Source organism: Pseudomonas veronii, assembly GCF_002028325.1.
GTDB lineage: Bacteria > Pseudomonadota > Gammaproteobacteria > Pseudomonadales > Pseudomonadaceae > Aquipseudomonas > Aquipseudomonas veronii.
The window spans coordinates 6,244,931-6,270,253 of the sequence record NZ_CP018420.1 but is presented as its reverse complement, the minus strand read 5'-3'; the positions used below and the strand labels follow the sequence as shown (position 1 = coordinate 6,270,253).

Below are 25,323 nucleotides of genomic sequence, written 5' to 3'. Positions count from 1 at the left end.
TTAACAGGCCGCGGATTATAGCGATGGTTTCTCCGCTGTGCTATCCGAAAAATCCTGAACCCTCATACGAAGAAACGTCGCGGCAAAAAGCTCCGGGGGCAGGGGCAGGCTGACGATGTAGCCTTGCATCTGTTCGCAGCCCTCGGCGGCGAGGAAGGTTTGTTGTGCGGGGGTCTCTACGCCTTCGGCGATGATGGTGAATTGCATGCTGTGGCCCAGGGCAATGATGGCGCGCACGATCGCCACGTCGTGGGGGTCGTCGGGCAGGCCGCGGATGAAGGATTGGTCGATTTTCAGGAAGTCCAGGGGCAGGCGCTTGAGGTAGCTGAGGGATGAATAGCCGGTGCCGAAATCATCGATCGCCAGTTGTACGCCCAGGCGTTTGAGTTGGTGCAGCACGTCCAGCGCTTCTTCGGCCTGGCTCATGATGAAGTTTTCGGTGATCTCCAGTTGCAGGCAGCCGGGTTCGAGGCGGTAATCGCGCAGTAGCTGTTCGATGCGTGACAGCAGGTTGGGCTGGCGCAGTTGTGCGCCGGCGAGGTTGACTGACAGCGGGCCGAAGTGATCGAACACGGTTTGCCAGGCGTGCATTTGTTGGCAGGCCTGTTCCAGGACCCAATCGCCGATCTGCAGGATCATGCCGTTCTCTTCGGCCAGGGCGATGAAGTGTTCGGGCGGTACGTCGCCGAAGGTCGGGTGGTGCCAGCGGATCAGCGCTTCGGCGCCGATCAGTTCCTGGGTCTCCAGGCTCCGTTTGGGTTGGTAATACAGGCTCAGCTCATCGCGTTCGATGGCCCGGCGCAGTTCATGTTCCAGCGCCACGCGTTCTTTGGCCTGGGCGGTCAGGTCGCGGGTGTAGCCTTCGACGCGGTTGCGGCCCTTGGCCTTGGAGCGGTACATCGCGGCGTCGGCGTTTTTGACCAGGGTGGCGACGTCCATGCCGTCCTGGGGGTACAGGCTGGTGCCGATGCTGGCGCTGATAAAAAACTCGTGCTCACCCGCCTGGAACGGCGGGGTGAAGCAGGCCAGCAGTTTATTGGCCAGGTGCTGGGCGTCGCTGGCTTGCTGCAGGCCGGGCAGGAGGATGATGAATTCGTCGCCGCCCAGGCGGGCGACGGTGTCGATGTCGCGCAGTTGCTCCTTGAGGCGCACGGCGATGTTCTGGAGCAGCAGATCGCCGATCGGGTGGCCGAGGCTGTCGTTGATGTGTTTGAAACGATCCAGGTCGAGGAACAGCACGGCGCCCTGGTGGCCGCTCTCCTGTTGATTGTTGAGCGCGGCCTGTAGCCGGTTTTCAAACAGGGTGCGGTTGGGCAGGCCGGTCAGCGGGTCGTGATGGGCCTGGTAGTCGAGGCGGGCCTGGGCGTGTTTGAGGCTGGAGATGTCGGCAAACACCGCGACGAAGTGCGTGATCGCCTGGTCGCGGTTGCGCACGGCGCTGATGGTCAGCCAACTGGGGTAGACCTCGCCGTTCTTGCGACGGTTGGAGATCTCGCCCTGCCAATGCCCGTGAGTGGTCAACTGGTGCCACATCGCGGCATAGAATGCGCTGTCATGCAGGCCGGAGGCGAGCAGGCGCGGGGTGTGGCCGAGGGCTTCGGCTTCGCTGTAGCCGGTGATCTCGCTGAAGGCGCGGTTCACGGCGCTGATGTTTTGCCGGGTGTCGGTGATCAACACGCCTTCGGCGGTGCTTTCGAAGACGGTAGCGGCCTGTTGCAGTTTTTCCTGCATCTGTTGGCGCTCGGTAATGTCCCGGGCGATGGTCAGCATGCAGTCGTCATCGCCGATGGGCAGCGGACGGCTGGACAACTCGCAGAGCCGGATCTGCCCGTCGCTGCGGCGGATATGGCAGATGAAATCGCGGACAAACCCGTCGCGTTGCAGCAGCTCCAGCATGTGTTTGCGTTCGTTGAGGTCGACCCAGATGCCCAGGTCCAGGGTTGACTGGTCGAGGGAACTCACGCTGGCAATGCCGGTAATGCGGCTGAACCCTTCGTTGACCTCGATCAGTTGGCCATCGCTCTGACGGCTCAAAAGCAAACCGTCGGGCGAGGCATGGAAGGCCTTGGCGAATTTCTCTTCGGAGGTTTGCAGCTGTTGCTGGGTTTCCTTGAGCTGGGTGATGTCTCGCACCACAATTACCAGGGCTTCGGTCGTGTCGAGTTGGAACGGTTCGGCGGAAATCAGCCCGGTAAAGGCTTGGCCGTTGCTGCGCAGAAAGCGCATTTCCAGGTTGCGGATGCTGGTGGTCTGCAGCCGTTGCAGCAGGTCCGGGCCGATGCCCGGGATACCCCAGATATTCAGCGAAGTAGCGGTTTTACCGATCACGTCTTCGGCCTTCAGGCCCACCTGGTCCTCAAACGCTTTGTTGACCTCCAACAGGCAGCCGTCGGACATTCGTGCGATCACCAGAATGTCTGGGCACTGTTGGAACACCGAGGCAAATTTTTGCTCGGACAATTGCAGCGCCTCTTCCGTGCGCTTGGCGTCACTGATGTCGATCATCAAGCCTCGGAGCACCGGTTCATGGCCGTGTTCGATCAGGCTGACAATGTCGCGTACCCACAGGCAACGGCCGTCGGCGGTGATCACCCGGTAATCGACGCTGTGATCACGGTTGGCGCGGGTTTCGCGGTAGCAATAGGCTTCGGTGCGCGTCAGGTCGGCGGGGTGAATGATGCTGCGCCAGAAGCCTGGAATCAGCCAATGGGCGCGGGGGTAACCGAGCAGTTCTTCGGCATGCGGCGACACGTAACTGTAGGTGAAATCGCTAATGCTGGCTTCCCAGGCAATGGCGGACAAGCTCTCCACCAGGCCGCGATAGTGATATTCGCTGCTGCGCAATTCCTGCTCGAGGGCGACGCGGCGGGAAATTTCCGAACTGAGCCGACGATTGATCCGAATCACGACGACCAATACGCTGCTCAGCAGCAGTACCGTGGGCAGGCCATACGTCAGCAGATCCGTCCAGAACGTGCGGTGATCGGTGAGGCTGCCGACCCAGTGTCGCTGGATCGCTTGCGTTTCGTCCGGGCTGAGGTCAGCGAGGACCTTGTCCAGAATCCCTACCAGCATTTTGTTTTCACGAGGCACGCCCATCGCCAGTTGGTAGCGGTAGGGCGTTTCACCGCTGACGTACAAGCCGTCGAGCTTGAGTTGGCGCAGGCTCCATACGCTCGAAGCCAGGTCGCCGACTACTGCGTCCACTTCATCGGTGGCCAGCGCCTGCAGGGTCGAGCTGACATTCGGCAAGGCCACCAGGTTGAGGTCGGGGTGGTGGGTGCGCAGCAATTCATGGGGCGCGTAGTTTTCCACCACGGCAATCTTCAACCCATAGAGGTCCTTCAGGTTGTGCGGTTGTGCACCGCCTTCATGGGCGAGGATGACGATGGGGAAGTCCAGGTAAGGCCGCGTGAACGCCATGTAGGCCTGGCGCTCGGGGGTGGACATGATGCCCGGCAGCAGGTCGAGCTGGTTGTTGCGGGCCTGTTCGAGGACGGCGCTCCAGTTCACCGGCTCGATCAGCTTGATCCTGACGCCCAGGCGGTCTTGGATCAGGCGCACGTAATCCGCCGCCAAGCCTTGGTAGCGTCCGTTCTCGTCGCGGTATTCGAAGGGCGGCCAGGAGGCATCCACCCCCAGGCGCAGCTCCTGATGGTCCGCCAACCAGCCACGCTCATCCTCCGTGAGAGTCAAGGCGCCAGCCGTTGCGGTCCAGGTCAGCAGCGACAGCAAAAGCACGGTCGGCAATCTGGGCATAACGGTCTCGTTATGGCACGGGGAATGTTTCGAGTGTAGACGGGCATTGCGGGGGAGGGAGGGCGCGGCGGTGAATCTATAAAAAGTAATCGGTAGAAAGCAAAACCCCCGGCCTGGGCCGGGGGTTCTGGGATCACTCGTCGAGGAAGGAGCGCAGATGCTCGCTTCGCGTCGGGTGACGCAACTTGCGCAGCGCCTTGGCTTCGATCTGACGGATCCGCTCGCGGGTCACGTCAAACTGTTTACCGACTTCCTCAAGGGTGTGGTCGGTATTCATGTCGATGCCGAAACGCATGCGCAGTACCTTGGCTTCACGGGCAGTGAGGCCGGACAGTACGTCGCGGGTCGCTTCTTTAAGGCTCTCAACGGTGGCTACATCGATTGGCGACTGCATGGTCGAGTCTTCGATGAAGTCGCCCAGATGGGAGTCTTCGTCATCACCGATCGGGGTTTCCATGGAGATCGGCTCTTTAGCGATCTTCAATACCTTGCGGATTTTATCCTCAGGCATTTCCATGCGTTCGCCCAGCTCTTCCGGGGTCGGTTCGCGACCCATTTCCTGCAACATCTGCCGGGAAATACGGTTGAGCTTGTTGATCGTCTCGATCATGTGCACCGGAATACGGATGGTGCGGGCCTGGTCGGCGATCGAGCGAGTGATCGCCTGACGGATCCACCAGGTGGCATAAGTCGAGAACTTGTAGCCGCGACGGTATTCGAACTTGTCCACCGCCTTCATCAAGCCGATGTTGCCTTCCTGGATCAGATCGAGGAATTGCAGGCCACGGTTGGTGTACTTCTTGGCAATGGAGATCACCAGACGCAAGTTCGCTTCAACCATCTCTTTCTTCGCGCGGCGGGCCTTGGCCTCACCGATCGACATGCGACGGTTGATGTCCTTGATCTCGGCAATCGTCAGACCGGTTTCGGTCTGAAGTGCGGTCAGCTTCTGCTGGCAACGAATGATATCGGGCTGCAGGCGACCAATGGCTTCGGCGTATTTCGCCTTGCCCTTGGCCAGAGCGTCGGTCCAGCTTTCGTCAACTTCGTTGCCCGGGAACTGGCGCAGGAAGTCGGTACGCGGCATGCGCGCATCACGCACACAGAGCTGCATGATCGCCCGCTCTTGTGCGCGCAGACGCTCAAGGGCGCTACGAACACGCTCGACCAGGCCTTCGAATTGCTTCGGCACCAGCTTGATCGGCATGAACAGCTCAGCCAGCGCCACCAGCTCGGCAATTGCCAGCTTGTTGGAGCGACCGTGCTTTTTCAGGGCCTTGCGGGTGATTTCCATTTGATCGGAAACCGCACCGAAACGCTGGGCAGCGATGATCGGGTCTGGACCGCTTTCGACTTCATCTTCGTCGTCGGTGCTGGCTTCGGCATCGTCGTCTTCGGCATCGTCGTCCGCTTTCACGGCTTTCGGGTCGACAGGCGGCGGCACTTCGGCAGCAGGTGGCGCAATGCCGTCGTCCGGGTCGATATAACCGCTCAGGACGTCGGACAGGCGGCCACCTTCGGTGGTGACGCGAGTGTACTCGGAGAGAATGTGGTCAACCGTGCCAGGGAAGTGCGCAATTGCGCCCATCACTTCACGGATACCCTCTTCAATACGCTTGGCGATTTCAATTTCGCCTTCGCGTGTCAGCAACTCGACGGTACCCATTTCACGCATATACATGCGTACAGGGTCAGTCGTGCGACCGATGTCGGTCTCCACCGCGGCCAACGCGGCAGCGGCTTCTTCAGCGGCTGCCTCGTCGGTATCGGCGTCGGCCAACATAAGGGCGTCCGCATCCGGAGCACTCTCGTGTACGGGGATCCCCATGTCGTTGATCATGCGGATGATGTCTTCCACCTGCTCTGGATCTGAAATATCCTCAGGCAGGTGATCGTTGACCTCTGCGTAAGTCAGATACTTCTGCTCACGACCCAGGGTGATCAACTCTTTGATACGAGACTGCTGTTGCGCTTTTCCGGACATAACACCCTATCCACTGAAGGTCTTGGCGGGCAAAAAACAAGCCGAGGATTATACCCGAGCTATGACCTCACGCGCCAGCTGAGGTCGGGTTTGATGCGGAAACATTCTGTTTTAAGAGGTCACGCATCTGTTTTGCTATCTGAATTTGCTCTTCAGCCGATAATCCCGGCTGCCTCGCTCTCTTGATGAGTTCATCGAGGGTCTGCGTGTGCTGACCCGCGGATAACCTAGTAATGGTGTCTAAAAACTGTTGTTCAAGGTTATCGCCGTCAATTAGCCACTCCTTTTCCGCGAGTGCTTTCAACAACCGCCCTTGTTCGGTGCCATGCCAGCGAGCCATCAGCTGAATGGAGTTTAGCTTAGGATTTTTCTGCACCGCCTCGATCAGCGCGATCAGTACCTGGGCATAGGTATTGCTCTCGTTGGCAAAGTGCTCGGCACTCTCGACCTTGCCCGCCAATTGCGGATGGTGGATGAGCGTGCGCAGGGCAATCAGCGTCGGCGCCTCTACGGCCACCGGGGTGCGCGGGGCGTAGGCCTCGTCGCGGTCACCACGCTTGCCGTTTTTGTTCCAGGGCTTCTTGTCCCATTTCTTGCCGCCGGCGCCGGGCTTTTTCGGTGTCCACTCCTGCTGGGGCGTGTAGGCCTCCTGCGGTTGGTGGAAGTCGGAATAGTCCGGCATGGCGTCGTAATCCATGCCTGGGTCGTAGGCCGGCGGCGCATCTTGCGGTGCGCTGTGGACCAGCTGGCTGACCGCTTCGCCGCTCAGTCCGGTGATTTCCAGCAGGCGTTGACGCATCAGGGTGCGCAGGTTCGCGCCCGGCACTTTGTCGATCAGCGGCGCTGCGAGGGTGGCCATGTGCGCCTTGCCTTCGAGGGAGCGCGGGTCGGCTTCTTCGGTCAGTTGCTGGAAGAAATAGTCCGCCAGCGGCTGCGCATGCTGGTTGATGCGCGCGCGGAAGGCGTCGGTGCCTTCGGAGCGGACCAGGGTGTCCGGGTCTTCGCCTTCGGGCAGGAACAGGAAGCGTGCGCGGCGCCCGTCCTGCAGGCACGGCAGCGTGGCTTCGAGGGCGCGCCAGGCAGCGTTGCGGCCGGCCTGGTCGCCGTCGAAGCAGAACAGCACGCTGGGCACTACGCGGAACAGGCGCTTCAAGTGTTCTTCGCTGGTGGCGGTGCCCAGGGTCGCCACGGCATTGCGCAGGCCTTGCTGGGCGAGGGCGATCACGTCCATATAGCCTTCAACCACGATGATTTCGTCGAGGTTGCGGTTGTTCTTGCGCGCTTCGAACAGGCCGTAGAGTTCCTGGCCCTTGTGAAACACTGCGGTTTCCGGCGAGTTGAGGTACTTGGGCTTGTCGTCTCCGAGCACCCGGCCGCCGAAGGCGATGATCCGGCCACGGCTGTCGCGGATCGGGAACATCACGCGGTCGCGGAAGCGGTCGTAGCGCTTGCCGGTCTCGGCGTTTTCCACCAGCAGGCCGGCGTCGATCATGGCTTTTTGCTGGAGGGTGTCGCTGCTCAGGTGTTTGTACAGGTTGTCCCAGCCCGGCGGGGCGAAGCCCAGGCCGAAGTCGCGGGCGATTTCGCCGGTGAGGCCGCGCCCCTTGAGGTAGTCGACGGCGGCCTTGCGCTGCGGATGGCTCTTGAGCGCCTGGCGATAAAAGTCGGCGGCGGCGGTCAGCAGCGGGTACAGCGGCGAATCGGTGGGTTGCCGCGGTTTGTGCGGGCGGCCGCTTTCTTCGCGGGGGATCTCCATGCCGGCGGCTTTGGCCAGTTCCTCGACGGCCTGGGGGAAGTCCAGGTTGTCGTGGTCCATGATAAAGCCGAGGGCGTTGCCGCCCGCGCCGCAGCCGAAGCAGTAGTAGAACTGCTTGTCGGGGCTGACGCTGAACGACGGGGTCTTTTCCTTGTGGAACGGGCAGCAGGCGGTGTAGTTCTTGCCCGCCTTCTTCATTTGCAGGCGCGAGCTGACTACATCGACGATGTCGGTGCGGTTCAGAAGGTCGTCAATAAAGCTCTGGGGAATCAGCCCGGCCATGGCGTTCTCGTCATCACTGCGTGGAAATGAGGGCCCGTGAAGTGCTCAAGCGCACGTATCGTATGGCTCGACCATCAATCGTCTGCTTGGGCTGTCAGGAAGTGTATCTGCCGAACATCCACTGACGTTAATTTCTACTCAGTCTGTTCGGCGAAGAAATGTTGCCCCGGCGTCCGGTCTTGGCCAATGGCGGGCCTCGGAAGCGCATCGATGGGCACAGCCGACACAGTCGATCGTCTGCTTGAAGAAATAAGTGTGCTCGTCAGTAGCCTTGTTAGACTCGTCAGAAGAGACGCGCACCGCTGGCAGAAGAGCCAGTCCTGACGTGTGAAGCAGTGTCTCGGTCGCGTGGGCGGCGTCGACGGTGAAGCATCAAGCGATATCCGCAAATGCCAACAGCCCGGCTTAGGGCCGGGCTTGGCAGAAGCTTGCTACGAACGTCTGTGTATTAGTACAGACGAACGGCGCGGCGCTGCTCGCGCTGAACTTTCTTGGCGTGACGCTTAACAGCGGCTGCTGCTTTACGCTTACGCTCAGAAGTTGGCTTCTCGTAAAATTCGCGGCTACGAACTTCAGCCAGAACACCGGCTTTTTCGCAGGAGCGCTTGAAACGACGCAGAGCTACGTCGAAGGGTTCGTTCTCTTTTACTTTGACGGCTGGCATCCAGAGCTACCTTCTTTCATTACCGGGAATCAACGTTCTCGTCGCAAAAAATTCGCGGCTGAGGTCGTCGGTTTTTAAGGGTTGCGGATGTTAACCCCTCATTGCCAGGAATGCAAAGCCTCTGATCGAAAACCGCTAGTCGGGAGGGGGAGTGGCGACTATTATGCGCGCCTTCGAATTCAGCCTCTACAAGGCGCAAACCCATGCTAGTACTGGGACTTGAAACCTCCTGCGACGAAACCGGTGTCGCACTTTACGACAGTGAACGCGGGCTTTTGGCCGATGCGCTGTTCAGTCAGATCGACTTGCATCGCGCCTATGGCGGCGTGGTGCCGGAGCTTGCCAGCCGTGATCACGTCAAACGCATGCTGCCGTTGATTCGGCAGGTGCTGGACGAGGCCGGCTGCGTGCCGACCGAGATCGATGCGATCGCCTACACCGCCGGCCCCGGATTGGTCGGAGCCCTGCTGGTTGGGGCTTCTTGCGCCCAGGCGCTGGCATTTGCCTGGGACATTCCGGCCCTCGGCGTACACCATATGGAAGGTCATTTACTGGCGCCGATGCTGGAAAAAACACCGCCGCAGTTCCCGTTCGTCGCTTTGTTGGTTTCGGGTGGCCATACGCAGCTGGTTCAGGTCGATGGGATCGGTCAATACACGCTATTGGGCGAGTCGCTGGACGATGCCGCCGGTGAGGCGTTCGACAAGACCGCGAAGATGATGGGCCTCAATTATCCCGGCGGTCCGGAAATCGCGCGCCTGGCCGAAAAAGGCGTCGCCGGTCGCTATACCTTCCCGCGTCCGATGTGTGATCGCCCGGGGCTGATGTTCAGCTTCAGCGGTTTGAAGACCTCTGCCCTGAATACCTGGCAGCACAGCGTCAGCGCCGGGGACGACAGTGAGCAAGCCCGTTGCGACATCGCGCTGGCGTTCCAGCAGGCTGTGGTGGAGACTTTGACCATCAAGTGCAAGCGCGCCCTGAAACAGGCGGGCATGCAGCGCCTGGTGATCGCAGGCGGCGTCAGCGCCAACAAGGCCTTGCGCGCATCCCTGGAAAAAATGCTCGGCGACATGAAGGGCGATGTGTTCTATGCGCGCCCTGAATTCTGCACCGACAACGGCGCGATGATCGCTTATGCCGGTTGCCAGCGCCTGCAGGCCGGGCAGCACGAAAGCCTGGCGATCAGCGTGCAGGCACGCTGGCCGATGGAGCAGTTGTCACCGTTGTAGGCGCTCAAGGTGAGCGGAATTCATCGGCCGGATTTAAAAATGCCGTTCGCGCCCGGCAAACAGGTCGCGTAAATTGCCGCGATGGCGCCAGACGATCAGCAGGGTCAGCACACTCATCGGCAACAGCGCCGCCGGTTCCTGCCAGGCCAGCAACGGCAGGGTGAGCGGCGTGGCGATCAGCGCGGCCAGCGAGCTGGTGCGGGTCAGGTAGAAGGTCAGCAGCCAGGCGAGCATGGCCAGCAGCGCCGCCGGAGGGTAGATCCCCAGCAGCATGCCGGCCGCCGTGGCGACACCCTTGCCGCCGCGAAAACGGAAGTACAACGGAAACAGATGGCCGAGGACGGCGCACACGCCAATCCAGGCTTGCTGTTGCAGGGTAAGGCCGGCAAGGCTGGCGATCAGTACGGGCAACAGGCCCTTGCACACGTCGCCCAGCAGCGTCAGCACGGCGAGCTTCTTGCCGGCCAGGCGCAGCATGTTGGTGGCGCCGGCATTGCCTGAACCACCCATTCGCGGGTCGGGATTTCCCGTCAGGCGGCTGAGCAAAATGGCGAAGGACAGCGAGCCGAGCAGGTAGGCGAAAATCGCCAGTGACCAAAACATGCTAACTATTCCGGGCGAGGACGCCCTGATTCTAACGGGGCATCGCGCCCTTGTCGTGCTGCGGAGAAGAGCTTGGACAGAGTGTTTATCGAAGGCCTGGAAGTCGACACCGTGATCGGGGCCTACGACTGGGAGCGCGGCATCAAGCAATGCTTGCGCCTGGACCTGAGTTTCGCCTGGGACAACCGCCCGGCCGCTGCGGGTGACGACCTCACCCTGGCACTGGATTACGCCAGTGTGTCCGCGCGTATCCAGGCCTTTGCCGAGCAGTCGCAGTACCAGTTGGTGGAAACCTTTGCCGAGCGTCTGGCCGAAGTGCTGATGAGCGAGTTCCAGATTCCCTGGCTGCACCTCAAGTTGACCAAGCCGGGGGCCGTACCGGCCGCCAAGGGCGTGGGCGTGGAGATCGAGCGCGGATGTCGCTAACTCAGGTTTACCTTGGTCTTGGCAGCAATATCGAGCGCGAGCCCCATCTGTGCGCGGGCCTGGATGCACTCGCGGGCTTCTTGATCGACATGCGCTGCTCGGCGGTGTTCGAGAGCCAGCCGGTGGGCATCAAGAGCGGGCTGTTCTTCAATCTGGTGGTGTCGGCCTATACCGACCTGTCGTTGATGGAACTGGATCGCCGGCTAAAATCCATCGAGGCCGACAATGGCCGTTACGCGCCGGATCGCAAGGGCCTGCCGCTGGATATCGACGTGCTGCTGTACGGCGATCTGGTGGGCAACTTCGATGGCCTGATCTTGCCGCGTGCAGAAATCCTGAAAAACGCCTTCGTGCTGTGGCCGTTGTCGATGATGGCGCCGGATCGTGTGCACCCTGAAGTGGGCAAGACGCTGGCTGAGCTGTGGCGGGATGCACAGATCGATCAGGTGCTGGCGCCCGTCGGATTCGAATGGCGGGGCCAGCAACTGACGCCGAGCGCGCTGCTATAGGGCGTGCTGTTCCTTGTAGGCTTTCAAGGTCTTGAGCCGTTCGCGCTTCAGGGCCTCGCCCAGTTCGGGGCCCTTGAAACCCTTCTCCAGCAACGGCGCCACCGCGACCTCGCGCGCGGCCTTTGCGGCGCCGCGCAAATAATCTGCCTGTGGATAACTGCGTTGTTCCAAGCCCTTGCGGCCGCGGGCGTCCATTTCGCAGGCGACCACGAACTCTTCAAAGCGCTGCGGCCGCCGGTAAACGTCAAAACTCTGCAGCAATTCCAGTAATGTCGAGGCTTTAAGCTCCAGGGCACGATGGCCATGGGTGTGGTATTGGCCCACCAACAGCGCCAGTTCCTGGCAGTCCCTCGGCGCCTTGAAGCGTTCATTGACCGCCTTGATCAGCTTCAGGCCGCGCTGCTCATGGGCAATATGCTGTGGCAACTTATCCACAGGCGTCAGGCCTTTGCCGACGTCATGCAGCAGGCAGGCCCAGCGCACTGTCAGCGGCTGGTGATGCAAAGCGGCCTGTTCGAGCACGCTCAAGGTGTGAACGCCGCTGTCGATCTCGGGGTGATGGGCTGCGGGCTGCGGCACGCCGAACAGGGCGTCGACTTCCGGCATCAAGGTTTTCAGTGCGGCGCAATCGCGCAGCACCTGGATGAATACCTGGGGCTGGTCTTCCATCAGGGCACGGGAAATTTCCTTCCAGCTGCGCTCCGGCGTCAGGGCTTCGAGTTCACCGGATTCGCTGAGTTGACGCATCAGGTCCAGGGTTTGCGGCGCCACTGTAAAACCCAGGTGGGCGTAGCGCGCAGCAAAGCGCGCAACCCGCAATACGCGCAGGGGATCTTCGGCGAACGCCGGGGAAACGTGGCGTAAAATGCGGGCTTCAAGGTCGCGCTGGCCGTGATAGGGGTCGGTCAGCCTGCCGTCGTCGTCCTCTGCCATGGCGTTGATGGTCAGGTCGCGGCGGATCAGGTCTTCTTCCAGCGTGACGTCCGGGCTGGCGTGAAACACAAAGCCGCCATAGCCCCGGCCACTCTTGCGCTCGGTACGGGCGAGGGCGTACTCGTCGCCGTTTTTCGGGTCGAGGAATACCGGGAAGTCCGCGCCCACCGGTTTATAGCCCTTGGCGAGCATTTCCTCGGCCGTTGCGCCGACGACGACACGGTCGATATCGGTGACCTTGATGCCCAGAAGGCGGTCACGCACCGCGCCGCCGACTTTGTAGATTTTCATGAAAAAGCCTCCATTAGCCGCACAGGATAACGCCTGTGCCCGGCCAATGGAGGCTTTGCCGTTTCAGAGATGAACGACGGCCAGGTCCAGGCGGCCGTAGTCGTTATCGTTGTGATCGCTGCGTGGGGGGACGTGGTGGGTTTTCATCACCTGATCGCCCTGCAGGGTTTCCAGGTGGATGTCGAACCCCCACAGCCGATGCAGGTGCTTGAGTACTTCCTCGGTGGAGTCGCCCAGGGGTTTGCGGTCGTGCTGCTGGTGACGCAGGGTCAGCGAGCGGTCGCCGCGCACGTCGATGCTGTAGATCTGCACGTTGGGCTCGCGGTTGCCCAGGTTGTACTGTGCCGCCAGGGTTTCGCGAATGGTGCGGTAGCCGGGCTCGTCGTGGATGGCCGGTACCACCAGGTCGTCCTTGAGGTCGTCATCGAGGATGCTGAACAGCTTGAGGTCGCGAATCACCTTGGGCGACAGGTACTGCAGGATGAAGCTCTCGTCCTTGAAGCTGCTCATGGCGAACTTGATGGTGGAAAGCCAGTCGGTGCCGGCGATTTCCGGGAACCAGTGGCGGTCTTCCTCAGTGGGGTTTTCGCACATGCGCCGGATGTCGCGATACATGGCAAAGCCCAGCGCATACGGGTTGATGCCGCTGTAGTACGGGCTGTCGAAGCCGGGTTGGAACACCACGCTGGTGTGGGAAGTGAGGAACTCCATCATGAAGCCGTCAGTGACCAGGCCTTCGTCGTACAGGTCGTTTATCAGGGTGTAGTGCCAGAACGTCGCCCAGCCTTCGTTCATCACCTGGGTCTGGCGCTGTGGGTAAAAGTACTGGGCGATCTTGCGCACGATACGCACGATTTCCCGTTGCCACGGCTCCAGCAGGGGCGCGTGCTTTTCCAGGAAATACAGGATGTTTTCCTGAGGTTCGGCGGGGAAGCGCGCATTGTCCTTGTCGCTGTTTTTATCGGCGCGTTTGGGAATGGTGCGCCACAGGTCGTTGATCTGCTTCTGCAGGTGTTCCTCGCGCTCCTTCTGGCGCAGGCGTTCTTCTTCGGCGGAAATCGGATACGGGCGTTTGTAGCGATCGACGCCGTAGTTCATCAGGGCATGGCAGGAGTCGAGCAAGTCTTCCACCGCATCGATGCCGTGGCGCTCCTCGCACTGCATGATGTACTGCTTGGCGAACACCAGATAGTCGATGATCGAGCTGGCGTCGGTCCAGGTACGAAACAGGTAGTTGCCCTTGAAGAAACTGTTATGCCCGTAGCAGGCATGAGCCACCACCAGCGCCTGCATGCAGATGGTGTTTTCTTCCATCAGGTAGGCGATGCAAGGGTCGGAGTTGATCACGATCTCGTAGGCCAGACCCATTTGGCCGCGACTGTAGGACTTTTCGGTGCTGAGGAAGTGTTTGCCGTAGGACCAATGGTGGTAACCCAGGGGCATGCCTACCGAAGCGTAGGCATCCATCATCTGTTCGGCGGTGATCACTTCGATCTGGTTGGGGTAGGTGTCCAGGGCATAACCGGCCGCGATGCGGCTGATTTCCCGGTCGTAGGCCTGGATCAGTTCAAAGGTCCACTCAGACCCCGTGGAAATGGGTTGGCGTTTATGCTCTTTGGCGGTCATGTCACTAACCTGCGCTGGAAGAGTTCACGGAAGACCGGGTAGATATCGCCGGCCGAGACCAATTGCTGCTGGGCGAACGTGTCGGCGAAGGCTTCGCCGATGCGCTCGTATTCGAACCACAGCGCCTGGTGCTCACGGGGGGTGATCTCGACATAAGTGTAGTACTGCACGAATGGCATGATCTGGTTGATCAAGATGTCGCGGCAGATCGGCGAGTCGTCATTCCAGTTGTCGCCGTCGGAGGCCTGCGCCGCGTAGATGTTCCAGTCGTTGGCCGGGTAGCGCTCGGCCATGATTTCCTGCATCAGTTTCAACGCGCTGGAGACGATGGTGCCGCCGGTTTCCCGTGAATAAAAGAATTCCTCCTCATCGACTTCCCGGGCGCTGGTGTGGTGGCGGATGAATACCACATCGATCTTGTCGTAGTTGCGCTTGAGGAACAGGTACAGCAGGATGAAAAAGCGCTTGGCGATGTCTTTGGTGGCCTGGGTCATGGAGCCGGACACGTCCATCAGGCAGAACATCACTGCCTTGGAGCTTGGGTTGGGTTGTTTGACCAACAGGTTGTATTTCAAGTCGAAGGTGTCGAGGAACGGCACGCGGTGAATGCGCGCGCTGAGCTTCTCGATTTCTGTCTCGATTTCCTGGATATCGCCGAAGTTGTCCGGTTCTTCGCGTTTCAAGCGCGCCAACTCTTCCTTGGCCTCCTTCAATTTGGCGCGGCTGCTGCCGGACAGGGCGATGCGCCGGGCGTGTGCCGAACGCAGGGTGCGGATGATGTTGATCCGGGAAGGGTTGCCTTCGTTGCTGATCCCGGCGCGCACGGTCTTGAACGTGTCGGTGCCGGTCAGGTTGCGCTTGACCAGGTTGGGCAGTTCGAGGTCTTCGAACATGAATTCGAGGAATTCTTCCTGGGTGATCTGGAACACGAACTCATCCATGCCTTCGCCGGAGTTACCCGCCTTGCCGGGGCCCTTGCCGCCGCCACCGCCTTGGGGGCGCTGGATGTGTTCGCCGGTGGTGAACTCCTTGTTGCCCGGATGCACGACAGTCTGCTTGCCACCCCGGCCGTGGTGCAGCACCGGTTCGTCGATGTCCCGTCCGGGAATGCTGATCTGTTCGCCATGCTCCATGTCGGTGATGGAACGGCGGCTGACGGCCTCTTCAACGGCCTTTTTGATGTGGTCACGGTAACGCCGCAGGAAACGTTGACGGTTTACCGTGCTCTTGTTCTTGCCATTGAGGCGTCGGTCGATCACATAGCTCATGGGGAGCCCTCCGGGCAGCTTCACGTTACAAGCTTCAAGCCGCGAGCTGGAAGCTTAGAGACAAGCGGTCGACTGCCAGGCCATGGGCCCGGCAGTACACGCCCGTCGCTGCCTTACTGCGATTTGCGCACCCGCAGATACCACTCGGAGAGCAACCGTACCTGTTTGTCGGTGTAGCCACGCTCGACCATCCGTGTAACGAAGTCGTTGTGTTTTTGCTGATCCTCCTTGCTGGCCTTGGCGTTGAAGCTGATGACCGGCAGCAGATCCTCGGTGTTGGAGAACATTTTCTTCTCGATGACCACCCGCAGCTTCTCGTAGCTGAGCCAAGTGGGGTTCTTGCCGTTGTTGTTGGCGCGGGCGCGCAGCACGAAGTTGACGATTTCGTTGCGGAAATCCTTCGGATTGCTGATGCCGGCGGGTTTTTCGATCTTTTCCAGTTCCTCGTTGAGGGCTACGCGATTGAGGATTTCGCCGGTTTCCGGATCGCGGTATTCCTGGTCCTGAATCCAGAAGTCGGCATACAGCACGTAGCGGTCGAAGATGTTCTGGCCGTACTCGCTGTAGGATTCCAGGTACGCAGTCTGGATTTCCTTGCCGATGAACTCGATATAGCGCGGCGCCAGGTATTCCTTGAGGAAGCGCAGGTAGCGTTCGCGGGTTTCGGCCTGGAATTGTTCCTGTTCGATCTGCTGCTCCAGCACATAGAGCAAGTGGACCGGGTTGGCGGCGATCTCGTGAGGGTCGAAGTTAAACACCTTGGACAGGATCTTGAACGCGAAGCGCGTCGACAGGCCGTTCATGCCCTCGTCCACGCCGGCGGTGTCGCGGTATTCCTGGATCGACTTGGCCTTGGGATCGGTGTCCTTGAGGTTTTCGCCGTCGTACACGCGCATCTTCGAATAGATATTCGAGTTCTCCGGCTCCTTGAGGCGCGACAGCACGGTGAATTGCGCGAGCATCTTCAAGGTGTCGGGCGCGCAATGGGCCTTGGCCAGGGAGCTGTTGAACAGCAGCTTGTCGTAGATCTTGATTTCATCGCTGACCCGCAGGCAGTACGGCACCTTGACGATGTAGATCCGGTCGATGAAGGCTTCGTTGTTCTTGTTGTTGCGGAAGGTGTGCCATTCCGATTCGTTGGAGTGGGCCAGCAGGATCCCGGTGAACGGAATCGCGCCGAGGCCTTCGGTACTGTTGTAGTTACCTTCCTGGGTGGCGGTGAGCAGTGGGTGCAGGACCTTGATCGGAGCCTTGAACATCTCCACGAATTCCATCAGGCCCTGGTTGGCCCGGCACAGTGCGCCCGAGTAGCTGTAGGCGTCGGCATCGTTTTGTGGGAATTCTTCCAGTTTGCGGATATCGACTTTGCCCACCAGCGCCGAGATGTCCTGGTTGTTCTCATCGCCCGGCTCGGTCTTGGCCACGCCGATCTGGTTGAGGATCGACGGGTAGAGTTTCACCACGCGGAACTGGCTGATGTCACCGCCGAACTCGGCCAGGCGCTTGGTCGCCCAGGGCGACATGATGGTGTTGAGGTAGCGCCGTGGGATGCCGAAGTCTTCTTCGAGGATCGCGCCATCTTCCGTGGCGTTGAACAGGCCCAGGGGCGACTCGAAGACCGGCGAACCCTTGATGGCGTAGAAGGGCACTTTCTCGATCAGTTGTTTGAGTTTTTCGGCCAGGGACGATTTACCGCCGCCAACCGGGCCGAGCAGGTAGAGGATTTGTTTCTTCTCTTCCAGGCCTTGGGCGGCGTGCCGGAAGTAGGAGACGATCTGGTCGATGCATTCTTCCATGCCGTGGAAGTCTTCAAAGGCCGGATAGCGGCGGATCACCTTGTTCGAGAAGATTCGCGACAGACGCGAATTGTTGGAGGTGTCCACCAACTGCGGCTCGCCAATCGCCAGTAACAAACGCTCGGCGGCAGACGCGTAGGTGCTGCGGTCACGCTTGCACAGGTCGAGATACTCTTGCAGTGTGAGTTCTTCCTGCTGCGTGGACTCGAAGCGTTGTTGGAAGTGGCTAAAAATACTCATGACGTCGTCACCTCGCTCGATACGTGGAGCCGACGCCGGATCAATCAGTCGATGCTGGCAGTCATTGACGAACGCCAATGGCCGTTTTCCCCCCAGAACACCCTGAAACGCTACCGATGACCCGCACGCCGGTGTACCGGCTCTCCCCTGATTCGGATGGCCTGCGCTTAAGGATAGTTCGGAATCCGCGAGGTAAAGGAGGGATACGCAATTAGTTTGGGTGCGCCGTTCGTCAGAAACGGCGCAAGCCCAAGCGTCACGCGGGGTGGCGGGGTGTGAAAAAAATTATTGCGAATCGCCGGAGGCAATTTCTGCAGGATAGGTCGTACGCCACAGCTCAAAGCCACCGTCCAGACTGTAGACGTCGGAGAAGCCCTGGCTGATCAGATAGGCGGCCGCGCTCTGGCTGGAATTGCCGTGATAGCAGGCCACGATCACCGGCGCGTCGAGGTCGGCGGCGCGGATGAAATCGGCGATGTTGTGGTTATCCAGGTGCCGGGCGCCTTTGATGTGGTTCAGGGCGTAGGTCTGCGGATCACGAATATCCACCACCACCGCGCCTTGTTCGCGCAGGGCCTGGGCTTGTTCGGGTGGGATACGTTTGAATTCGCTCATGGCGGGCTCCTTGGGTTTGGCTGCAAGCGGCGTCTAGCGCTTCGCGGCAACCGACGGGGTCACGGGAAGAGGGGAAGGGCACTGGCAGCTCAGGCGCTCGCCGGTGTCGATGTTCATCAGGGTCATGGCGCCGCCCCACACGCAGCCGGTGTCGAGGGCGAACACGCCGGGTTCATCGCATTTGCCTTCGAGGGCCGCCCAGTGACCGAAGATGATCTTCGTGTCGCGGGTCTTGCGTTCCTTGTGGGCGAACCACGGTTTGTAGCCGGGCAGCGCGGTGTCGGCGCCTTCCTTGCTCTTGAGGTCCAGTTTGCCGTCGGCGGTGCAGAAGCGCATGCGTGTGAAATAGTTGGTGATCACGCGCAGGCGGGCGACGCCCGTCAGGTCGTTGTCCCATTTCACCGGTTCATTGCCGTACATGCCGTCGAGATAGGCGACGTACAGGTTGTCATCGGCCAGGGCGCTTTCGACTTCGGCGGCGCACTTGAGGGCTTTTTTCAGCGTCCACTGCGGTGGAATGCCGGCATGGACCAGCACCATGTCGCGCTGTTCGTCGTAGTGCATGATCTTTTGCCGGCGCAGCCAGTCCAGCAAGTCGGTGCGATCCGGGGCCTCGAGGATTTCCCGCAGGGTATCGGCCTTTTTCAGGCGCTCGATGTTACTGCCGGCCGCGAGCAGGTGCAGGTCGTGGTTGCCCAGTACGCACACCAGGGAATCGCGCAGGCCATATAAGTAGCGCAGGGTCTCCAGGGATTCGGGGCCACGATTGACCAGGTCGCCTACCAGCCACAGGCGATCGTTCGCTGGGTCGAAGGCCACGCGTTCGAGCAGGCACTTGAGGGGTTGCAGGCAGCCTTGCAGGTCGCCGACCGCATAGGTTGCCATCAGTGCAAGGCTCCGGGCACGGCCAGGCGAAATGGCTTGATGATCGCGTCGAACAGTTTGCCGTCAGTGGCTTTCATCTGATACGAGCCTTGCATGGTGCCGACCTTGGACGTCATCACCGTGCCGCTGCTGTAGGTATGGCTGGCGCCGATATCGATCAGCGGTTGCTGGCCGACCACGCCGGCACCCCGCACCTCCTCCACTTGACCGTCACCGTCGGTGATCACCCAGTGGCGTGACAGCAGCTTGGCCGGCACCAGCCCGTTGTTTTTCACCGTGATGGTGTAGGCAAAGGCGAAACGGTTGTGTTCAGGTTGCGATTGGTCCGCCAGGAAGCGGGTAACGACGCTGACGTCGATCTGGTAGCGAGGATCGGACATGCAAGAGGCCTTAAAAGCAAAAGCGGAGGACAGCAGATGCGGATCAGTCTAGGCCAAGAGGCGGGCACTAGGCCAGACATGCTGTCGGGCCTGGTGCAGGGTGGGCTTCAGTCCGCGACGGGCGGCGGCTGGATCGCAAGCTGGTCGGCCAGGCGCACGAATGCGGCCAGGTCCAGTTGTTCCGGGCGCAGGCTGCCGTCGACGCCAGCGGCTTCGATCTCGGCGTTGCTCAACAGCGCTTTGAGCGTATTGCGCAGGGTCTTGCGGCGCTGGTTGAAGGCTTCGCGCACGACGCGCTCCAACAGTTTGTGATCCTTGGCCGGGTGCGGCAGCACGGCGTGAGGCACCAGGCGCACGATGGCCGAATCGACCTTCGGCGGCGGGTTGAACGCGCCCGGGCCAACATTGAACAGGTGTTCGACGCGGCAGTGGTACTGAACCATGATCGACAGGCGGCCCCAATCGCCGCCGCCAGGGCCGGCGGCCAAGCGCTCAACCACTTCTTTCTGCAGCATGAAGTGCATGTCGCGGATGATCCCTGCGTTGTTCAGCAGGTGGAAGATCAGCGGCGTGGAGATGTTGTACGGCAGGTTACCCACCACCCGCAGGCTGTTGGGCGCGGCATTGAGGCTGGTGAAGTCGAACTTCAGCGCATCGCCCTGGTGCAGGATGAAGTTGGACTTGCCGCCAAACTGCTGATTGAGGATCGGGATCAGGTCTTTATCGAGCTCAACCACATCCAGTTGCGCGCCGCTGGCCAGCAGGCCTTGGGTCAGTGCGCCCTGGCCCGGGCCGATTTCCAGCAGACGGTCTTCGGGCTTGGCATGGATGGAGCGCAGGATGCGGTCGATCACGCCAGCGTCGTGCAGGAAGTTTTGCCCGAAGCGCTTGCGCGCCCGGTGTTGGTAATGCTCGGTCATATACGGGTCTCGGCCATCTGATAGGCGGTTTCCAGGGCCACGCGCAGGCTGCCGGTATCGATCTTGCCGCTGCCCGCCAGGTCCAGGGCGGTGCCATGGTCGACGGAAGTGCGGATGATCGGCAGGCCCAGCGTCACGTTGACTGCGGCGCCGAAGCCTTTGTATTTCAGCACGGGCAGCCCCTGGTCATGGTACATCGCCAGCACTGCGTCGCAGTGCTCCAGATATTTGGGGGTAAACAGAGTGTCCGCGGGCAATGGGCCGCGCAGGTCCATGCCGTCTTGGCGCAGACGCTCCAGGGTGGGTTCGATGATGTCGATTTCTTCATGGCCCAGGTGGCCGCCCTCACCGGCGTGGGGGTTGAGCCCGCAGACCAGGATGCGCGGTTGGGCGATGCCGAATTTCTGTTGCAGGTCGGCATGCAGGATGCGCGTGACGCGCTCCAGGCGTTCGACGGTGATGGCATCGGCGACGTCGCGCAACGGCAAATGCGTGGTCACCAGGGCGACGCGCAGGCCATGTGTGGCCAGCATCATCACGACTTGGGGGGTGTGGGTCAGTTCGGCGAGGAATTCGGTATGGCCGGAAAAGGCGATGCCGGACTCGTTGATCACACCCTTGTGTACGGGGGCGGTGATCATGCCGGCGAAGTCGCCGTCGATACACCCTTGCCCGGCACGGGTCAGGGTTTGCAGCACAAAGGCCGCATTGGCCTTGTCCAGTTGCCCGGCGACCACCTTGGCCTGCAGCGGGGTATCCCATACATACAGGCTGCCCGCAGGAGCCGGCAGGTCGGGCCAGTTACCCGGCGCAACGTCCAGCAGCTTGACGGCCACGCCCAGTTGCGCGGCCCGCTCAAGGAGCAGGTCGCGGCTGGTAATGGCGATCAGGGGGTGTGGCTGGGGCTGCGAGGCGAGCAGCAGGCACAGGTCTGGACCAATGCCGGCCGGCTCGCCGGGTGTCACCGCGAAACGCTGGGGTTTCACTGGTTTGCCTGGTTGGTGCCTGTTTGCTCGGCGCCTGGCAGTTTGTTTTCTACGTAGGCTTCGTCACGGATCTGACGCAGCCAGGTTTGCAGCTCTTCATCGTACTTGCGGTTGCGCAGGACGGTCAGGGCTTGCTGTTCGCGGGCCTGGCTGGTGTTGTCGGTGGCGCGGCGGCCAAGGACTTCCAGTACATGCCAGCCATATTGCGTCTTGAACGGTTTGGACAGTACGCCTTGCGGGGTCTTGGCCATCACTTCCTGGAACTCCGGCACCAATGCTTTCGGGTCGATCCAGTTGAGGTCGCCACCGTTGAGGGCTGAACCTGGGTCTTCCGAGAAGCTTTTGGCCAGGGTGGCAAAGTCTTCGCCGCTTTCGATGCGGTCATAGATCTTCTGGGCCAGTTCCTTGGTTTGCGCTTCGGTGCGGATTTCGCTTGGTTTAACCAGGATGTGACGAACGTGGACTTCGTCTTTCAGCGAGGTCTCGCCGCCGCGACGTTCCAGCAACTTGAGGATGATGAAGCCGCCTGGGGTGCGGGCTGGCTGGGTAATGCCTCCCACTTCCATGGCACTCAGCTCACGGTCGAACGGCGGTGGCAATTGAGCGGCTTTACGCCAGCCCATATCGCCGCCTTCCAGTGCGTTGTCGCTGCCGGATTGGGCGATTGCCATCTGGGCGAAGTCGGCACCGGCCTTCAGGCGATCATAGATAGCCTGGGTTTTGGCGGCGGCTGCATTGAGCTGCTCAGAGTTGGCGCTGTCCGGGGTCGGGATCAGGATGTTGGCCAGGTGCAGTTCTTCGGAGAGCTGCATCTTGCCCAGGTCCGATGCGAGGAAGTTCTTCACTTCCTGCTCGGATACCTGAACCCGCTCGGCCACACGGCGCTGACGCACACGGCTGATGATCATTTCGCGGCGGATCTGGTCACGCGCGTCCTCATAGGACAGGCCGTCGTGGGCCAGGGCGGCGCGGAACTGATCGATGCTCATGTTGTTGCGTTGCGCGATCGTGCCAACAGCCTGGTTCAGTTCTTCGTCCGAAATACGGATGCCGGAACGATCGCCGATCTGCAATTGCAGGTTTTCGACGATCAGGCGCTCCAGCACCTGTTGGTCCAGGACGCTGGTAGGCGGCACACCACCGCCACGCTTGGCGATGGTTTGCTGAACTTCCTTGACCCGTTGGTCCAGTTGGCTCTGCATGATCACGTCGTTATCGACGATGGCCACGACCTTATCCAGCTGTTGAACCGCGGCATGCGCCGATGCGGTACCCAGGAACAGCGCGCCCAGCACGAGCGGGCGCAGACAATCAGAAAGCTTGATCTTCACGTTCACGATAACCTTGAATGCCTTTGTCGAGGAAGCTCTCTACCTTGGCGCCGGTCAGGCCGCCGAGTCCTTTGAGGACGATCTGGAAGAAGAGCCCGTGGTCACCCTTTTCGTTAAGCGGGGCGATCTGGCTGTATTCGTCGTTGGAAACCCAGTAACGGTTGATGACGCGCAGTTTCCAGCAGCAGTTGTCGTACTCGAAACCACCGAAGGCTTCCAAGGTACGGTTGCGGGCGTAGTCGTACTGCCAGCGGGTAATCATGTTCCACTGAGGAATGATCGGCCACATCATCGAGAAGTCGTGTTGTTGGATTTTGTAGTAATCCTTCACATAGTTCGCGGTGTCCGACGGAACGCTATAGTCACCACCGAACTGCCATTTGCCGGTCAGCTGGTTGTAGACCACTTGGTCGTTGCGATAGCGATAACCGAGGTTGACGATCTTGTTCGGGTTGTCTTCCGGCTGGTAGTGGAACATCGCGCTGCCGGAACGTGGGGCGTGGCTTTCCGTGTCCCAGTTGTAATCGGCAGTGGCGCGCCAGTCGCGGTTGAAGCGGAACTCGTAGTCCAGCGCGATCGGCGAAACGTCGCTCTGGGAGTCGGCGCGGTCGGCTGTCACGATGCCGGGCAGTTGAACTTCGCGGTCCTTGAAGTACAGGGCCTGGCCGACGCTGATGCGTTGGCGTTCGAAGCCGTTCTCTTCGATCCAGCGGCTGGTGAGGCCCAGGGACAGCTTGTTCTCATCGCCGATCCGATCGGTGCCGCTGAAGCGGTTGTCACGGAACAGCGAGGCGTAGCTGAACGAGTATTCGCTGGTGTCGAAAACCGGGATGTCGCTCTGGTCTTTATTCGGTACATAAAGGTAGAACGCACGCGGCTCGAGGGTTTGGCGGTAGTCTTTGCCGAACCAGTTGGTGTTGCGGTCGAAGTACAGACCGCTGTCGACGCTGGTAATTGGCACCGCGCGATCTTGTGAGCTCTTGAACGTCTGACCGTCTGTAACCATTTGCGACTTGCCCAAACCGTCAAGGTCGAGGTCGTACTTGGTGTAGACGTACTTCAACTTCGGCGTAATAAAGCCGTAGGTCCAGTTCATCGGGTAGTCGACGGCGGGGGCCGCGTTCAAGCGAGTACCGTTTGCACGGGTCAGGCCTCTGACGTAGGTGTCCAGCCGAGCCGACTCGAGACCATTCTCATCAGTAAACGTGCCCTTTTCCAGGCTACGCTCAAACCTAACCGCTTCGGTCTCATAGGTAAAGTTCAGCCCGCCTGGATGATACGGCAGCGCACCATTGAAAGTGATCTGCGGCAAGCGATCATACGGCGTGATCTGAGAGATCGTTGCCAGCTGATAAGCCTGGACGTTCACGCGCGCTTGGTAAGAATCGCCTCGATAAGTCACAGACCCTTGCTGATTCAGGTAATCCCGACTCTGAACCCCCTCTTCATACGACTTCAAATCCTGGAAGTAGTAAGGATCACTGATCTTGGTGTAATCCACCTGAGTCGTCAGGCGCGAATCCAGCCCGCCCTTATGCTGCCAATTGAGCATATAACGGGTTTTTTCGTAATCGGTCTGCTTGTTGCGTTCGTTGCTGTCGTCGTTCAGGTACGCGCCGCCGAACTGGCCTTCGCTGGATTTGGTGAGGTAGCGGAATTCGCCTTCCATCAACAAGCCGCGCTTGGTCATGTATTGCGGGTACAACGTGGCGTCGTAGTTCGGTGCCAGGTTGAAGTAGTACGGCGTCACCAGCGTAAAGCCAGTCTCGCTGCCGGTGCTGAAGCTCGGCGGCAGGAAGCCGGATTGACGACGGTTGTCGATCGGGAAATAGATGTAAGGGGTATACAGGATCGGGATGTTCTTGATCCGCAACGTCGCGTTGGTGGCCGTACCGAAACCGGTGGCCGGGTTCAACGTGATGTTGTTGCCCTTGAGCTGCCAGGCGTTGCTGTCTGGCTCACAGGTGGTGTACGTACCGTCCTTGAGACGGATGATCGCGTTTTCGGCGCGCTTGGCGTACAGCGCGTTACCGCGGATGCGTGACTTGTGCATCACGTATTCGGCGTTGTCGATCTGTGCCGCGCCGGTATCGAGCTGGACCTGGGCGTGGTCGCCGACGATCAGGGCGCCGTTGTCGCGCAGGCGGACGTTGCCGTTCAGCTCGCCACGGTTCTCGGCCTGGTACAGGCTGGCTTCTTCAGACTCCAGCTGCATGCTGCCCTGGCGCATGACGACGTCACCGGCCAGGGTCGCGACCTGCTGTTCCTGCTCGTAACGCGAGGCCTTGGCGCCGATGAAGGTCGGCGCATCGCTCTGGTTCGTCTTGTCGTTCATGCCAGGACGAATCGGCTCGATGTACGCGCCGGAGCAATAAGGACCGGTTTCCGCCAGTTGGGCGGCGGTCAGCTTCTCGCGAGGCACCCAGTCCAAGTGGCTGTAGTCGGCGCTGCGCGAACGCAGGCCACGGCCCTTGGATTCGGTGACCAGCATGGTCTTCGGCTCGGCCTCGGTGCCGCCTTCAGCGTTGGCTTGCGCCGTGCCGTTGGCCGAGCTGACGGCTGCACCGTCGTGCACCGGGCGCGGTGGCAATGGGGCGGCGGCGGTTTTCGGCGCGCAATCCCAGGCACCCGAAGCAGAGACTGAGCAGTCATACTGTTCCGCGGCGACCACGAATGAGGTGGCGAAAGGTTGCATGGCCAGCAGACTGCCGGTTACCAGCAACGGAAATTTTCTACGAAACGCGGGGGATTTCAATGCCATCTTATTAGTCCGGGCTTCCTGCGTGCCATCTGCCCGCGGTGTGGGCCGCACGCCTCTCGATGGTCTGAAAAAGATGCGT

The 25,323-nt window shown here is 60.6% G+C and carries 19 protein-coding genes; 3 read left to right on the top strand and 16 right to left on the bottom strand.

Annotation, left to right across the window (positions count from 1 at the left end; all coding sequences use genetic code 11):
• Positions 1 to 15 precede the first annotated feature (15 nt).
• The 4 genes from PverR02_RS28845 to rpsU form a co-directional block, all read right to left on the bottom strand.
• Entirely contained in the window at positions 16 to 3,759 is a 3,744-nt protein-coding gene (locus tag PverR02_RS28845) for an EAL domain-containing protein (RefSeq protein WP_046381851.1), read from the bottom strand.
• Between the two features lie 133 nt (positions 3,760 to 3,892).
• Positions 3,893 to 5,743 (bottom strand): RNA polymerase sigma factor RpoD, encoded by a 1,851-nt coding sequence (rpoD, locus tag PverR02_RS28840; RefSeq protein ID WP_017847823.1) that lies wholly within the window; start codon positions 5,741 to 5,743, stop codon positions 3,893 to 3,895.
• Positions 5,744 to 5,810: 67 nt separating this feature from the next.
• Positions 5,811 to 7,781 carry a DNA primase gene (gene dnaG / locus PverR02_RS28835; RefSeq protein ID WP_017847822.1) on the bottom strand — a complete coding sequence of 657 codons (1,971 nt, stop codon included), beginning with the start codon at positions 7,779 to 7,781 and terminating at the stop codon, positions 5,811 to 5,813.
• 448 nt (positions 7,782 to 8,229) lie between these two features.
• Positions 8,230 to 8,445 carry a 30S ribosomal protein S21 gene (gene rpsU / locus PverR02_RS28830; protein ID WP_002551877.1) on the bottom strand — a complete coding sequence of 72 codons (216 nt, stop codon included), beginning with the start codon at positions 8,443 to 8,445 and terminating at the stop codon, positions 8,230 to 8,232.
• 203 nt (positions 8,446 to 8,648) lie between these two features.
• On the opposite strand from rpsU, the gene tsaD reads away from it, so the two are divergent.
• Complete coding sequence (gene tsaD, locus PverR02_RS28825) at positions 8,649 to 9,674, top strand: tRNA (adenosine(37)-N6)-threonylcarbamoyltransferase complex transferase subunit TsaD (RefSeq protein WP_017847821.1); 1,026 nt, start codon at positions 8,649 to 8,651, stop codon at positions 9,672 to 9,674.
• A gap of 33 nt (positions 9,675 to 9,707) precedes the next feature.
• Here the strand turns inward: tsaD and plsY are convergent, their stop codons facing one another.
• Positions 9,708 to 10,277, bottom strand: coding sequence for a glycerol-3-phosphate 1-O-acyltransferase PlsY (gene plsY, locus PverR02_RS28820; RefSeq protein WP_046489144.1), 570 nt, complete (start codon positions 10,275 to 10,277; stop codon positions 9,708 to 9,710).
• A gap of 72 nt (positions 10,278 to 10,349) precedes the next feature.
• Between plsY and folB the strand changes: the two genes are divergently transcribed.
• A complete protein-coding gene (gene folB / locus PverR02_RS28815; RefSeq protein WP_026140135.1) occupies positions 10,350 to 10,703 on the top strand; it encodes a dihydroneopterin aldolase in 354 nt (117 codons plus the stop codon).
• Positions 10,694 to 11,212: a 2-amino-4-hydroxy-6-hydroxymethyldihydropteridine diphosphokinase gene (folK, locus tag PverR02_RS28810; protein ID WP_046381854.1), complete on the top strand. Its 519-nt coding sequence runs from the start codon at positions 10,694 to 10,696 to the stop codon at positions 11,210 to 11,212. The genes folB and folK overlap by 10 nt, the downstream gene beginning before the upstream one ends.
• Here the strand turns inward: folK and PverR02_RS28805 are convergent.
• From PverR02_RS28805 to PverR02_RS28755, 11 genes are all read right to left on the bottom strand, one after another.
• Complete coding sequence (locus PverR02_RS28805) at positions 11,207 to 12,436, bottom strand: multifunctional CCA addition/repair protein (RefSeq protein ID WP_017847817.1); 1,230 nt, start codon at positions 12,434 to 12,436, stop codon at positions 11,207 to 11,209. The two genes, folK and PverR02_RS28805, sit on opposite strands and share 6 nt — an antisense overlap.
• Positions 12,437 to 12,499: 63 nt before the next feature.
• On the bottom strand, positions 12,500 to 14,062 hold the full coding sequence (locus PverR02_RS28800) for a SpoVR family protein (RefSeq protein ID WP_017847816.1): 1,563 nt from the start codon (positions 14,060 to 14,062) through the stop codon (positions 12,500 to 12,502).
• Positions 14,059 to 15,330, bottom strand: coding sequence for a YeaH/YhbH family protein (locus PverR02_RS28795; RefSeq protein WP_017847815.1), 1,272 nt, complete (start codon positions 15,328 to 15,330; stop codon positions 14,059 to 14,061). The genes PverR02_RS28800 and PverR02_RS28795 overlap by 4 nt, the downstream gene beginning before the upstream one ends.
• A 113-nt stretch (positions 15,331 to 15,443) precedes the next feature.
• Complete coding sequence (locus tag PverR02_RS28790) at positions 15,444 to 17,366, bottom strand: PrkA family serine protein kinase (RefSeq protein ID WP_017847814.1); 1,923 nt, start codon at positions 17,364 to 17,366, stop codon at positions 15,444 to 15,446.
• Between the two features lie 285 nt (positions 17,367 to 17,651).
• Positions 17,652 to 17,981 (bottom strand): thiosulfate sulfurtransferase GlpE, encoded by a 330-nt coding sequence (gene glpE, locus PverR02_RS28785; protein ID WP_046381857.1) that lies wholly within the window; start codon positions 17,979 to 17,981, stop codon positions 17,652 to 17,654.
• A 33-nt stretch (positions 17,982 to 18,014) separates the two neighbouring features.
• Positions 18,015 to 18,866 (bottom strand): symmetrical bis(5'-nucleosyl)-tetraphosphatase, encoded by an 852-nt coding sequence (locus tag PverR02_RS28780; protein WP_079444819.1) that lies wholly within the window; start codon positions 18,864 to 18,866, stop codon positions 18,015 to 18,017.
• On the bottom strand, positions 18,866 to 19,246 hold the full coding sequence (gene apaG / locus PverR02_RS28775) for a Co2+/Mg2+ efflux protein ApaG (RefSeq protein WP_017847811.1): 381 nt from the start codon (positions 19,244 to 19,246) through the stop codon (positions 18,866 to 18,868). The genes PverR02_RS28780 and apaG overlap by 1 nt, the downstream gene beginning before the upstream one ends.
• A gap of 107 nt (positions 19,247 to 19,353) precedes the next feature.
• The gene (gene rsmA, locus PverR02_RS28770) at positions 19,354 to 20,166 is read right to left on the bottom strand and encodes a 16S rRNA (adenine(1518)-N(6)/adenine(1519)-N(6))-dimethyltransferase RsmA (RefSeq protein ID WP_017847810.1); all 813 of its coding nucleotides are present in this window, start codon (positions 20,164 to 20,166) and stop codon (positions 19,354 to 19,356) included.
• Positions 20,163 to 21,152 (bottom strand): 4-hydroxythreonine-4-phosphate dehydrogenase PdxA, encoded by a 990-nt coding sequence (gene pdxA, locus PverR02_RS28765; protein ID WP_017847809.1) that lies wholly within the window; start codon positions 21,150 to 21,152, stop codon positions 20,163 to 20,165. The genes rsmA and pdxA overlap by 4 nt, the downstream gene beginning before the upstream one ends.
• Positions 21,149 to 22,489 (bottom strand): peptidylprolyl isomerase, encoded by a 1,341-nt coding sequence (locus tag PverR02_RS28760; RefSeq protein WP_026140134.1) that lies wholly within the window; start codon positions 22,487 to 22,489, stop codon positions 21,149 to 21,151. Before PverR02_RS28760 ends, pdxA begins: the two co-directional genes overlap by 4 nt.
• Positions 22,464 to 25,244, bottom strand: a complete 2,781-nt coding sequence (locus PverR02_RS28755) for an LPS-assembly protein LptD (RefSeq protein ID WP_079444818.1) — start codon at positions 25,242 to 25,244, stop codon at positions 22,464 to 22,466. Before PverR02_RS28755 ends, PverR02_RS28760 begins: the two co-directional genes overlap by 26 nt.
• Between the last annotated feature and the right edge of the window lie 79 nt (positions 25,245 to 25,323).

Coding starts and splice junctions, on each gene's coding strand:
- plsY (WP_046489144.1), bottom strand. CDS start 10,277: ATGTTTTGGTCACTGGCGATTTTCGCCTACCTGCTCGGCTCGCTGTCC.
- rsmA (WP_017847810.1), bottom strand. CDS start 20,166: ATGACCGAGCATTACCAACACCGGGCGCGCAAGCGCTTCGGGCAAAAC.
- PverR02_RS28805 (WP_017847817.1), bottom strand. CDS start 12,436: ATGAAAATCTACAAAGTCGGCGGCGCGGTGCGTGACCGCCTTCTGGGC.
- folK (WP_046381854.1), top strand. CDS start 10,694: ATGTCGCTAACTCAGGTTTACCTTGGTCTTGGCAGCAATATCGAGCGC.
- glpE (WP_046381857.1), bottom strand. CDS start 17,981: ATGAGCGAATTCAAACGTATCCCACCCGAACAAGCCCAGGCCCTGCGC.
- PverR02_RS28780 (WP_079444819.1), bottom strand. CDS start 18,866: ATGGCAACCTATGCGGTCGGCGACCTGCAAGGCTGCCTGCAACCCCTC.
- rpoD (WP_017847823.1), bottom strand. CDS start 5,743: ATGTCCGGAAAAGCGCAACAGCAGTCTCGTATCAAAGAGTTGATCACC.
- apaG (WP_017847811.1), bottom strand. CDS start 19,246: ATGTCCGATCCTCGCTACCAGATCGACGTCAGCGTCGTTACCCGCTTC.
- tsaD (WP_017847821.1), top strand. CDS start 8,649: ATGCTAGTACTGGGACTTGAAACCTCCTGCGACGAAACCGGTGTCGCA.
- PverR02_RS28795 (WP_017847815.1), bottom strand. CDS start 15,330: ATGAGCTATGTGATCGACCGACGCCTCAATGGCAAGAACAAGAGCACG.
- PverR02_RS28790 (WP_017847814.1), bottom strand. CDS start 17,366: ATGAGTATTTTTAGCCACTTCCAACAACGCTTCGAGTCCACGCAGCAG.
- PverR02_RS28755 (WP_079444818.1), bottom strand. CDS start 25,244: ATGGCATTGAAATCCCCCGCGTTTCGTAGAAAATTTCCGTTGCTGGTA.
- PverR02_RS28800 (WP_017847816.1), bottom strand. CDS start 14,062: ATGACCGCCAAAGAGCATAAACGCCAACCCATTTCCACGGGGTCTGAG.
- rpsU (WP_002551877.1), bottom strand. CDS start 8,445: ATGCCAGCCGTCAAAGTAAAAGAGAACGAACCCTTCGACGTAGCTCTG.
- dnaG (WP_017847822.1), bottom strand. CDS start 7,781: ATGGCCGGGCTGATTCCCCAGAGCTTTATTGACGACCTTCTGAACCGC.
- PverR02_RS28845 (WP_046381851.1), bottom strand. CDS start 3,759: ATGCCCAGATTGCCGACCGTGCTTTTGCTGTCGCTGCTGACCTGGACC.